At 62.1% G+C, this 12041-nt stretch carries 9 protein-coding genes; 5 read left to right on the forward strand and 4 right to left on the reverse strand.

The genetic code is table 11. From position 1 onward, the window contains the following. Positions 1-48 precede the first annotated feature (48 nt). Both thiI and HOP51_RS19075 read right to left on the reverse strand, forming a co-directional pair. On the reverse strand, positions 49-1533 hold the full coding sequence (thiI, locus tag HOP51_RS19070) for a tRNA uracil 4-sulfurtransferase ThiI (protein WP_234275464.1): 1485 nt from the start codon (positions 1531-1533) through the stop codon (positions 49-51). A 108-nt stretch (positions 1534-1641) separates the two neighbouring features. Further along, a complete protein-coding gene (locus tag HOP51_RS19075) occupies positions 1642-1926 on the reverse strand; it encodes a hypothetical protein (RefSeq protein ID WP_234275465.1) in 285 nt (94 codons plus the stop codon). Positions 1927-2454: 528 nt separating this feature from the next. Here HOP51_RS19075 and HOP51_RS19080 point away from each other — a divergent pair. The 4 genes from HOP51_RS19080 to HOP51_RS19095 all read left to right on the forward strand — a co-directional run bounded on the left by HOP51_RS19080 (position 2455) and on the right by HOP51_RS19095 (position 9070). Continuing rightward, positions 2455-4719, forward strand: a complete 2265-nt coding sequence (locus tag HOP51_RS19080; protein WP_234275466.1) for a TolC family outer membrane protein — start codon at positions 2455-2457, stop codon at positions 4717-4719. A 111-nt stretch (positions 4720-4830) separates the two neighbouring features. Next, complete coding sequence (locus HOP51_RS19085; RefSeq protein ID WP_234275467.1) at positions 4831-7002, forward strand: type I secretion system permease/ATPase; 2172 nt, start codon at positions 4831-4833, stop codon at positions 7000-7002. Continuing rightward, positions 7002-8444, forward strand: a complete 1443-nt coding sequence (locus tag HOP51_RS19090) for an HlyD family type I secretion periplasmic adaptor subunit (RefSeq protein ID WP_234275468.1) — start codon at positions 7002-7004, stop codon at positions 8442-8444. Before HOP51_RS19085 ends, HOP51_RS19090 begins: the two co-directional genes overlap by 1 nt. After that, positions 8444-9070 carry a LuxR family transcriptional regulator gene (locus HOP51_RS19095; protein ID WP_234275469.1) on the forward strand — a complete coding sequence of 209 codons (627 nt, stop codon included), beginning with the start codon at positions 8444-8446 and terminating at the stop codon, positions 9068-9070. The genes HOP51_RS19090 and HOP51_RS19095 overlap by 1 nt, the downstream gene beginning before the upstream one ends. A 97-nt stretch (positions 9071-9167) precedes the next feature. On the opposite strand, the gene HOP51_RS19100 is transcribed toward HOP51_RS19095, so the two are convergent. Together HOP51_RS19100 and HOP51_RS19105 are read right to left on the reverse strand one after the other, a co-directional pair. Further along, on the reverse strand, positions 9168-9665 hold the full coding sequence (locus HOP51_RS19100; RefSeq protein ID WP_234275470.1) for a type II toxin-antitoxin system YhaV family toxin: 498 nt from the start codon (positions 9663-9665) through the stop codon (positions 9168-9170). Continuing rightward, positions 9662-9997: a type II toxin-antitoxin system PrlF family antitoxin gene (locus HOP51_RS19105; protein ID WP_234275471.1), complete on the reverse strand. Its 336-nt coding sequence runs from the start codon at positions 9995-9997 to the stop codon at positions 9662-9664. The genes HOP51_RS19100 and HOP51_RS19105 overlap by 4 nt, the downstream gene beginning before the upstream one ends. A gap of 243 nt (positions 9998-10240) precedes the next feature. Between HOP51_RS19105 and HOP51_RS19110 the strand changes: the two genes are divergently transcribed. Next, a partial coding sequence (locus tag HOP51_RS19110) for a retention module-containing protein (RefSeq protein WP_234275472.1) occupies positions 10241-12041 on the forward strand: 1801 nt, incomplete at its 3' end.

The following is a 12041-nucleotide window of genomic DNA, read 5'->3' on the forward strand; positions in this document are numbered from 1 at the left end:
ATAAAGTGGTTGCTAAAAAAGAATTTGTAACAGGACGGGGACGTTTCCTTAGCCGACGCGATAGATGCCGAAGTGCCTCAACCCCCTGTCGTGCAGATGCAGGGCCTGCATGCGGCTCATCACGCCCTGATCGCAATAGAGCAGGTAGCGGCGGTCGTCGGGTAGCGTTTCGGCGCGCGACTGGAGCTCGAAGAAGGGAATTTCCAGGCACTCCACTTCTTCGAGCATGAGCGGCGCGGCTTCGCGCTCAGTTGGAGGACGAATGTCGATCACGCTGACCTCCGTTCCGCCGGTCATGGAAAGGTCGGTCACCACCTCCAGATACGGTTCGTTGCCGGGCTCTTCAACTGGCAGAGCGTCCAATAGGCGGTCGGAACGGGTTTGTACGGCATGCTCCAAGGCGGCATCGAGCACGCTGAAGTCGAAGTTTGACTCGGCCTCGACGACCTTGTCATGGCGGGCCTGGGTGTTGGGCCGTTGGGATACGGCACCGCACACTTCCGGCATGCCTTCAGCGAACGGAGCCGTGCCGATCTGGCGAGCGGTATCGATGATCGTCTGCTTGTCCTCGGCAATTAGTGGGCGCAGGATCGGCACTTCACTGGCCTCGTCGATGAGCACGAGATTAGTGAGACTCTGGCTCGAAACCTGGGCGATGGCATCGCCGGTCACAAGCATGGGAATACGCGAGCGTACTGCAATACGGCTGGCTGCCCGTACCATCATGCGCTTGAGTACGACGCCGATGAGGCCGTCGGGAATGCTGCGCTGTAGCTCCGCCACGACGCCCTCGAAGGGCACCGAGATGAATCTGACCCGATGGGAGCGTGAGTAAGTCTCCCACAGATGGTATGCCACCTCGCGCACGGCTGCCTCGTGGCCGGCGCCACCCAGTTCGAAAAACAAAAAGTGGGACTTGATTCCGCGACGCATCATCTTCCACGCCGCAACGGGGGAGTCGTAGCCACCCGAGATCAGCGTCAGGGCCTGACCCTGCAGTCCCATGGGATAACCGCCGAGCCCACTCCAGCGCTGGCGCACGAGACGCAGGCGGTCCTCTATCACCTCGACTCGAACGTCCACGTCAGGAGCCTTGAGCCGAACCCGGGCGCCGGGAGCGGCGTCGAGCAGTATCTGGCCAAGGTAACGCTCGAGCTGTTCGGAAGAGAATTCGTGCTCACCGCGGCGTTTCGCCGTTATGCGAAAGGAACGTCCAGCGATCGCATCCCGCCATACCGGCAGCAAACGTTCGGCGGTGTCCTCGAAGGAGATGAAGGGAATCTCCTCGACACACTGTATCTCGTGGATACCTGGAATACGGCACAGCATCTCTTCCAACCGATGGCGCCATTCGGAAGCCACATCGTCCGCAATGCGAACCTTCAACTCATCCCAGCCCCCTTGAACGTGAAGCATATCGCCTAGCGGGCGTAGCACGTTGCGAATGTTGCCGACCAGGCAGCGTGTCATCTGGCGCCGTACGGAGCGTGACTTGATGGTGATCTCGGGGAATAGCTTCAGCAAGTAATACATTGGCAACGCACTTGTAAAAAATTTGAAAAACAACTGCTTGCCATTATACCAGAGGACACCCAGGCATGCGGGGGAAAGGAGGGCGCCAAGGGCGCCCGGGGATACGGCTTAGTAGAGCGCCTGCTCCTCACTGACCACTTCCTTGAGCAGTTCCAGGAACAGTTTGTCGGCTTCGGAGTGTTCCTGCGGGTCTTCGGGGATATGCACGCTCGTGGTGTCCGAGATCTCGTTGGCGATACGAGTCAGGACGTCTTCGGGGCTGCCTTCGCCGGAGTGTCGGCGTGCGATATCGAGCGACTGCTCGAGAATGCGGGGGTCCTGAAGCAGCTTCTTGATGAAACCGCGCAATTCGTTGATGACACGCGTTTTCTGAATTTCGGATGAGGCTGACATGACGTCTCTCCCTGTTGCTGATGGCCCATGTCGATGATGGGGCGACGATAGCATGTTTGGCGTCGTTCGGGAGGTCCGAGTGTGATGCGTGAGGAAAGTGGACTCGATGGAACGGGGCGATGTCGGAAAAGCGACAAAAGTCGATGGAAATCCGGTTGGATAATGTCACGATCTCGCTTACAATAGATTACACATTGGTACTCATGATAAAGTTGGGTTTCTATACTTCTCTTTCGGTTACAAAGCGGGAGGATCAGCCGAAAGAGACATGGCGAGGTAGTCGCCAAAAAGCATGAGCCGATACCACGGCGCCATGCTGCCAAGGAAGCGCTGAATGGAGCGGTGGGCGCGACAAGCGCCCGCACAGTTATTTATGCAGCGTTTCCTTGAACAGGGAATCGGGAATGGATGCACCATCCGGCCCAGGCCGGATGCGCCCCGCAAGAACAAGAAAAAACGCCTTAACCTCCTGATCGGTTGCGTCGCCAAACCGATACGGTGCATCCGATCTCATGAAAAGGGAATCCCATGAAACTCGCTACCGAACTTTCGCGTACCCATCGCCTGGCTCAAGCCACTGTGCTGGGAGCCTCCCTGGCATTGTTGCCGCTTAACGCTGCCGTAGCCCAGGCATTGCCGCCAGGCCTTGCGTCACCGGGCTCCTCCGACATCCAACAGGTGGTGCGTCAGGCGCTTGCCACCAATCCCGAAGTGCTGGCGGCATGGAACGGATTGAACGCGGCAGGCAATGACGTAAGCGTGGCACGCGGCAACTATTTGCCCAGTATCGACGTGACTGCAGGCATCGGGCGTGAGGCGCGCGAAGGGGACTCACGCGGCAGCTACGGCACCGATTTCGCTGAACTCAGCCTTAATCAGATGATCTACGACGGCTTTGCCACACGCAGCGAAGTCGAGCGGCTCGACCGTGCCAAGCTGGTGCGCTACTACGAACTGCTCGGTGCCAGCGAGAACGTAGCACTGGAAGCCGCGCGCGCCTACCTCGACGTCAGCCGCTACCGTGAACTGGTGCGCCTGGCCCAGGAAAACTACGGCGACCACATGCGCGTGTTCAACCAGATCGAGGATCGTGTGCGCAGCGGCGCCGGGCGTGGTGTTGATCTCGAGCAGATCAGTGGCCGTCTGGCCCTGGCCGAGTCCAATCTGATGACCGAGGCGTCGAACCTCCATGACGTCACGGCGCGCTATCAGCGTATCGTCGGTGGCTTGCCGGCAGAGCATCTGGCGCCGGCGCCCCAGCTCGACGACCGCCTGCCGCCCTCCGTGGCCGAGGCGGTCAACCTGGCGTTCCAGGGCAACCCCGAGTTCCACGCCGCCATCGAGAACATCGAGGCAGCCAGGGCCGAGCAGGCTGGCACCCGGGCAGGCTTCCAGCCGCGTCTGGACCTGCGCGGCCGCACCGGCACCAACAACAACGATAACGGCTACGATGACTATGGCCGTCGTGACCGCCACAGCATCGAGCTGGTGGCCAGCATGAACCTCTATCGCGGCGGCAGCGACCTGGCCTCGTTCCGCGCCGCCAGCGACCGTGTCGAGCAGGCGGTCAACCTGCGTGACAAGGCGTGTACCGATGTACGCCAGACCACCCAGATCGCCTTCAACGACACCCAGCGCTTGCGCGAGCAGATCCGCTATCTCAATGAACACCGCCAGTCGATCGATCGGGTACGCGGCGCCTACCAGCAGCAGTTCGACATCGGCCAGCGCACCCTGCTCGACGTGCTCGACAGCGAGAACGAATACTTCGAGGCCAGCCGCGCCTACGTCAATGCCGAATACGACATCATGCTAGCCGATGCGCGCACCCTGGCGGCGATGGGGCAACTGATGCAGAGCCTGGGCGTGATGCGCGACGACATGCCGACCCTGGCGGAACTCGGCAGCGACGGCGTGGCGCTCGACCCCCAGGCACTCTGTCCGGTGGAGGGGCCCGCAGGTTTCACGCTGGCCGACTTCACCGGCGGCATCGGTGAGCCTGAGCGCGCGCCCGATGTGACGCTCTCCGCCGACGCCCTGTTCGCGGTCAATAGCGCCGAGCTGGGGCCCGATTCGCGTCAGGAGCTCGCGAGCCTGGCGGAGCAGATCCGCAGTCGAACCGACCTGGCACGGGTGTTCATCGCCGGTCACGCCGACAGTACCGGCAGCGATGCCATCAACGATCCACTGTCGCAGCGCCGGGCCGACAGCGTGGGCGACTATCTGGCCAGCCAGGGAGTGGATCGCGACTTGATCGAGACTCGCGGCTACGGCTCGCGTCAGCCGGTGGCCAGCAACGATACCGTGGAAGGACGTCGCCAGAACCGTCGTGTGGAAGTCACGCTCGAGCGGGTAGGCGAGAACCTCGACATGACCTCGGTGCAGCAGTGGCCGGCCGACGCTCATCAGGAAGCGACCCAGGCAGTGGAGCCCAGCGTGGCTGATGTCTGGGCGGCGCAGCGCCCCGTCGCCAGCGTCTATCGCGAAGTTCAGGTCGAGGTTCATGGTGAGGTGGCCCTTGGCGAGCTGTCAGCTGCCGCTCAGGCAGAGCCGCAGGCGGTGGGTGTCGAGCAGGGCGCCTACCTGCAGGTAGCGGCGTTGAGCGATGCTCAGCGTGCCCAACAGCTCGGCAGCCAGCTCAGCGATGCCTTGGCCAAGCCGATGCGTCTGGTCAGCTCTGCCGCACTGCATCGGATCCAGCTCGGCCCCATCGGCGATCCGGGCGAACTGGCGGCGCTGCGTGGCGAGCTGAAGCACCTGGGCTACGCCGACAGCTATGTGGTACAGGGCTGAACGACCCGGGGTGAAAGTTGTCCGTGCTGCGTTTGTGCGGACAACGCCGTGATCGTCATCTAGCATCAACCCGCCCGGGACAGTCGGGCGGGCCTCATCCCCGAGGTCCCCGTGACGCAGCAAGAAGTATTGTATTCCTCTCAGGAAGCACCGCGCTCGGCAGTTCGTGACGAGCTGCTCGAGTGCCTGCAATCCATCGCCCTGGCTCACGACCATGCGGTGACGCCCGATGCGTTGACGGCAGGTCTGCCGTTGGAAGAGGGGCGTCTCACTCCCGGGGTCTTTCCCCGGGCCGCTACTCGCGCCGGCATGACGGCACGCATCGCCAAGAGCCGCCTGGTACAGCTGAATCCGGCACTTTTCCCCGCCGTGCTGCTGCTGGAACCGGGGCGTGCCTGCGTGCTCGTCGCGCTGGATCTCAAGGCGCGCCGCGCTCGGGTGATCTTTCCCGAACTCGGCGATGCCGTTACCGAAGTCGATCTCGACGGTCTCGCCGAAAGTTACAGCGGTCAGGCCATCTACGTGCGCCCACGCTTCCGCTTCGATACGCGGGGGCCGGAAGTCGGCAAGCAGCGCTCCCGGCACTGGTTCTGGGGCGTCATCCGCGAGAACCGGCGCCTCTATCGCGACGTGATCGCCGGCTCCGTGCTCATCAATCTGTTCGCGGTGGCGATGCCGCTGTTCGTACTCAACGTCTATGACCGTGTGGTGCCCAACCATGCGACCGAGACCCTGTGGGTGCTTGCCGCGGGTATATTCGTCGTGCTCTGTTTCGATCTCGCGCTGCGCTTGATGCGCAGCGCTTTCGTCGATCTGGCGGCAAGCCGGGCCGACGTCAAGCTTTCATCGCGTATCATGTCCCAGGTACTGGGGCTACGCATGGAGGCCAAACCTGCCTCTACCGGGTCGTTCGCCTCGACCTTGCAGTCCTTCGAGTCGGTGCGCTCGTTCATCGGCTCGGCTACGGTGGTGGCGCTGGTCGACTTGCCCTTCGTGCTGCTGTTCGTGGGCGTGATTGCCTTGATAGGGGCGCCGCTAGCCTTGCCGGTCCTGGCCGGTATCGTCTTGGTGTTGCTCTATGCCTTGGCCGCCCAGGGCAAACTGCATGAACTTTCTGAAACCACTTGGCGGGTCAGTGCTCAGCGCAACGCCACGCTGGTGGAATCGTTGTCGAGCCTGGAAACGGTCAAGTCTCTGCGGGCCGAGAGCCGTATTCAATCGATCTGGGAGAAGGCGACCGCCTTTCTCTCGCGCACTTCCGCCCAACTGCGTCTGGTCAGCACCTCCGTCTCCAACGTCGCCATGTGGGCCCAGCACACCGTAGCCGTGGGCGTCATCCTGATCGGAGTCTATCTGATCATCGACGGCAATCTGAGTCAGGGTGGGCTCATTGCGGCCTACATGCTGTCGTCCCGGGCCATGGCCCCCATCAGTCAGGCGGCGGCGTTGCTGGCCCAATATCATCAGTCTTCCACCGCGCTCAAGTCGCTCGAAGATGTCATGCAGCGACCGGTGGAGCGACCCGATGGGAAATCGTTCATCTCGCGCCCGGTGGTCCGCGGCGAGATCCGTTTCGACAAGGCGTCGTTGCGCTATCCCGACGAGGAGCGCGATGCGCTGCGCGATGTCTCGCTCAAGATCGAGCCCGGCGAAAAAGTGGCGCTGCTGGGGCGTGTCGGCTGTGGCAAGACCTCGCTCAACAAGCTGTTGCTGGGCCTGTATGCGCCCACGGCGGGGGCGGTCATGCTCGATGGTGTCGATCTGCGCCAGTTCGACCCCATCCAACTGCGCCGCCATATCGGCTACGTGCCCCAGGACGTGAGCCTGTTCTTCGGTTCGCTGCGCGAAAACATCGTCGCCGGTGGCGGCAGCGACGGCGTCGATGACGACTCGCTGCTGCGTGCCATCAAGCTCAGCGGGCTGGAGAACCTGGTGAACGGGCACCCTCATGGTGTCGACCTCCAGGTGGGCGAGCGCGGGCAGATGCTCTCCGGTGGCCAGCGTCAGGCCGTGGCCATTGCCCGAGCCATGGTCCACGACCCGCAGATCCTGCTGCTCGACGAGCCGACCAGCTCGATGGATCACGCCAGCGAAGAAGCCTTCAAGACCAATCTGAAGCAGTACGGCGAGGGCAAGACGCTGATCGTGGTGACCCACCGTACCTCGCTATTGTCATTGGTCGACCGCATCATCGTCCTCGATGTCGGCAAGGTCGTCGCCGACGGCCCCCGCGACAAAGTGGTCGAGGCCCTGCGCAAGGGTCAGATCGGGAGGGCCAACTGATGACCGTCATGTCTCCCAAGGCCAAGGGCAAGAGCGCCGAGCAGCAAGGCTTCGAGGCGATCGGGCGCTTTTCCGAAGTGGGCGGCAAGCCGTTTCGCCCCTTCATTGACCGCCTGTTCTCCAAGCGTGTCACGGCTGCCCATCTCAATCGCGACTGGGCCAGCGATGCCGACTGGGCGCGCATGCAGCAGGACCCCATCCGGGCGAGAGTATTCCTGTATACCGCTGTGCTCGCCGTCATCGCATTGCTCGTGTGGTCTTACTTCGCCTCGATCGACGAAGTCACCCGTGGCACGGGACGTGTGATCCCCTCCAGCCAACTGCAGAAGGTGCAATCTTTCGATGGCGGTGTGGTGCAGGAGATTCTGATCCGCGAAGGCGAGCTGGTCGAGGCGGGGCAGGCGCTGATGCGCATCGATCCCACTCGTTTCATTGCCAACTTCCGCGAAAACCGGGCCCAGGCGCTGGCGCTGCGTGCTCGTGCCGAAAGGCTGCGTGCCCTGGCCACCGACACGCCCTTCAATCCCGATGATGAGCTGCGCGCCGAAGCGCCGGACATCGTGCTCCAGGAGCGGGAGGTCTACGAGAGCCGGCGCGAGGAGTTGCGCGAGCAAGAGAGTATTCTGAGCGACCGCATCCGTCAGCGCGAAGAAGAGCTCAACGAGGCCAAGGCACGGCGGGATACCGCCCAGCGCGAGGCCAACATGGCTAGCCAGGAACTGAATCTGACGCGCCCGCTATTGCAGTCCGGAGCGGTTTCCGAAGTCGACATCCTACGGCTCGAGCGCGAAGTCTCGCGCGCGACCGGCGAGCGCAACCAGGCGGCAGCCTCGGTCGCTCGACTCGAGGCTGCCGTGGAGGAGGCGCGTACGCAGCTACGCGAGCTCGGCGCTGAACGGCGCAGCGACTGGCGCAACGATCTGGCACAAACCATCGGCGATCTCGGTGCGCTCGATGAGTCGAGTGCCGGCCTGCAGGACCGCGTGCGCCTCGCCGAGGTACGCTCGCCGGTTACCGGCGTCGTGCAGCGTCTGGGTATTACCACGCTTGGCGGTGTCGTTCAGCCCGGCCAGGAAGTGGTGGACATCATACCCAGCGACGATCAACTCCTGGTCGAGGCGCGTATCGCCCCGCAGGACATCGCCTTCCTGCGCCCTGGGCAACCGGCGACCATCAAGCTGACGGCATACGACTTCACGATATATGGCGGCCTGATGGCCGAGCTCGATCATATCAGCGCCGACACCATTACCGATGACGACGGCAACACCTTCTATCTGGTGCGTGTGAGAACCATTGAGGGCGAGGGGATCGACAACGACCTCTCGGTCATTCCGGGCATGACGGCCCAAGTCGACATCCTGACCGGCAAGCGCACCGTGATGCAGTTTATGCTCAAGCCTGTACTGCGGGCCTGGCGTGATTCGATGGGGGAACGTTGATGGCACATTTCTTCGTTGGTCAGGGGCAGGGTGAGATCCCGCGCTGGCGTATGGCCTTCCCCGATGCCCACTGGGTGGGGCCAGAACAGGCCTTGGCAAGAGTCGGTCGCGACGACCGGGCATGGGTGATGAGCAACCTCACCGACTGGGAGGCCCTGGTTCGGGAGCTGGCCGAGCGGGGTGCCATGCTCGTCGTGTTGAGCTATCTCCCCAGCATGCAGGAGGCCTCCCAGGCGTTGAGCGCCGGCGCCCGCGGCTACACGCACGCCCTGTCTCCCGCAGCCCTGATGCGGCAGGTCGAACTGGTGGTGACCAACCAGGGAATCTGGGTATTGCCGGAACTGATGAGCTGGGTGGCCGGGAGCGCCTTCAAGGCGCTGGGGGGCAGGCCGCGCAACCAGGCGGAAGATGGGTTGGGCGCGCTCACCGAAAGGGAGCGTGTCGTTGCCCTGGCGGTGGCAGAGGGGCAGACCAACAAGGAAGTCGCCCGGGAACTCGATATCACCGAGCGTACCGTCAAGGCTCACCTTGGCGCGGTGTTCCGCAAGCTGGGCATTCGCGACCGCATGCAACTGGTCTTGCATCTTTCGCAGCGGGAAGTCGATATGGCCGACAACGGTCGTTAGGTGTCGGGTCCCGGGTGACTAATCACCTGGGACCACATCTACGATGCCTTGGCATCGACAGCCATGCCGCATGGCGGCCGACCCCGGTATATCGAAATTAAGACTCATCATCCTCTGCCCCCAGAAGCGCTTTGATGCGTTCGCCATCACTGCTGGCCGCTCTCCACAAGTCATTCCAGCTATCCGGTGGATTACCGTTCTTGAGCATCTTGCGGAAGACAGCGTAAGCGTCCTGTTTGCTGTCATAGGCGCGTTTGGTGGATTCGTCGTTGACCCAAGCGTAGATGAGGATCTTGCTCGCAAGGTCGTAGCGAAAGAACAGCCGGTACTGCTGGTAGAACTTTGCTCGGCACCAATGGGTGTGCTCAGCCCCGAGGGTGCTTCCTTGGCGATACTGAGGGCCTGCCGGGTCCTGTGGAATGTCGTTCTTGGCCAGCTTCACAATCGCCGCCAGACGCTTGGTGGCCGGTTTGCTGCGATATCCGAGCGGATCCCTTTCCCCAAGACGCTTCACCTTACTGATGAGCGCATCGACCTGTTCCAGAAATAGTGGATGTGCGTAGATCGTCCATCCGTTTATTTCCAGAGGGCTCATGTGTCGTCGTCGTCCTCTGGCAGCTCTTCATCAAGGTCTACCTCAATGCCTGCCGTCAGGCATTCGGCCTCGGCGAAGGTGCTGGCAGTGACAGGGCGAATGTTTTCCGGGTGCTCCTGCAGATCGCGCTCCAGGAAGGCCAGGAAGCTGGTCATCACGGGGTCTTGGCTGGACGCATCGCGGGCGCGAGTGAGCACCACTTCCCCATTGGGGCGAATCATGTAGTGAATCCGATCGCGGCGCTTCAGCTTCAGCGCACGACGGACCGATGCCGGAATGGTCGTCTGGTAGCGATCCGTCAGGGTGGAGTCATCCTCAACGGCCGTGTTCATGATTGGCCTCCGCGCAATGGTAATGCAAGAGTAATGCACTCAAGGTAATGCAATCGCATTGCCATTGTCAATGGCAGGGAAAGCAACCAATAGGTCTCCGGCTACCTGTCCATCGGTCCAATATCCATGTTTCTGCTTGTAACTTAACGTGGCGGCATAAGCCGACAATGGGTCTGGGCTGCTCATGTGTAGCAGCGACTCGGCGAGGCATCGATTACTACACCCCACGCAGGGAGTCACAACATGAGCATTGCAACAGTCGTTTCCATTACCGGTCAGGCCTGGGCGCGTGATGCCGATGGCAACATGCGTGAGCTTCGTGTGGGTGACACCCTGCTCGAAGGCGAGTCGCTCGTAACGTCCGATAACGGGCGTGTAGAGCTCGACTTCGCCGACAATCTCGACCCCACCGTCATCGAAGGCGGTCAGGTCGTTGCGATGACGCCTGAGCTGGATGCCGATCAGCCTGTGGACGTGGGCGAATTCAGTGCACTGGATGAAGATCTGGAAGCCCTGCTGGCGGCACTCGACGACGACAGCATCGATCTGCTCGATGTGCTCGATGCCACCGCCGCCGGTGCCGGTCCCGGTGGTGCCGCTGACGGTGGTCACAGCTTCGTGCGCCTGGCGCGCATCGCCGAGGAACTCAACCCGCTGGCGTTCGATTTCGGCGTAGGATCGGCGAGTGAGGTACCGGAAATCTTGGGTGATGGCATTGGTGGCATTGCGTCCATCATTCCCACTGTCGATGTCGATTTTACGCTCGTTTCCAGCGACAACGTGCTCCAGGCGATCCTGACCGGCACTTCCACCAATGCCGCTACCATCACCGTGGTGCTGACCGGCGGCGGCCTCAACGAGACCTTCACCGTCACCCCCGAGAGCGACGGCACCTGGAGTATCGACCTCTCCGGTATCGACTTCCAGGATGGCGTCGAATACAGCGTCGACGTGACCGCCACCTCTCCCGACGGCAACACTGCCACGGCGGAAGACAGCTCCAGCTACACCCTGCCTTCGGTCGAGATCACCGAGTTCGATGTCAGCTCTGCCAACAACGAAGTCAGCAGCGAACTGACCGGCACCGCCGAGAACGCCGAAAGCGTCGACGTCACGGTGACCGGCCCCAACGGCGAGACGATCTTCGTAGGCAACGTGCCGGTGGATGCCAACGGCAACTGGACGGTCGATCTGTCCGACCTCGAGCTGCCGGAAGGTGACTACAGCGTCGAAGTCATCGCCCGCGACGGCAACGGCAACACCAGCTCACCCGATACCGCCGACAGCGGTTATACGCTGCCCAGCGTCGAGCTTGTGACCGAAGCCATCTCCCTTACGGTATACGATGCCGAGACTCTGGAGGGTGTTAGCCAAGACGATGCGGCGCTTAGTGACGCCTTCAGTGCGACTCCCACCAACGGCAGCATTCAGGATTGGAGCTTCGCCCTAGCCTTGACTGAAGCAGGACAAGGCCAGCATGGCCTGAGCAGTGGTGGCCAGTCGATCGAGCTGGTTTTGAGCGAGGACGGTCATACCCTGACCGGTCTTGCAGGTGGTGAAACAGTATTTGTGCTTGAGATCGATGGCGACAGCCTGACGCTGACCAAGCACTTGCCGATCGATCATGGCGACCCGAATGACCCCAACGACATCGAGACTCTGGCCGGCTTGGTCGAACTGCATGGTACGGTTACCGTTGTCGATGTCAACGGTAACACTGCTAGTGCCAGTGACGTCATTAATGTGGGTGAGATGGTTAATTTTGTCGACGACGGCCCGACGCTGGAACTGGACGCGGTCGACCTGGACGACGTGACCTTCAAGCTCTACGACAAGCAGACCGATGGTGGCACCTCGAAGGCCACCGGCAACGTAGCGGCGGCTTTCGAGGATGCCGTAACGTCGAGCTACGGCGCCGACGGCGCGGGCAGCATCGACATCGCCTACGCCCTGAGCGTGGATACCGCTCTCGAGCACGGCCTGACCAGTGGCGGCGAAGCCATCGCCTTCACTGAGGTGGACGGCGTCATCATCGGCAGCACCG

Origin of the sequence: Billgrantia zhangzhouensis (genome assembly GCF_021404465.1) — a bacterium.
In the GTDB taxonomy this organism is placed as follows: domain Bacteria; phylum Pseudomonadota; class Gammaproteobacteria; order Pseudomonadales; family Halomonadaceae; genus Halomonas; species Halomonas zhangzhouensis.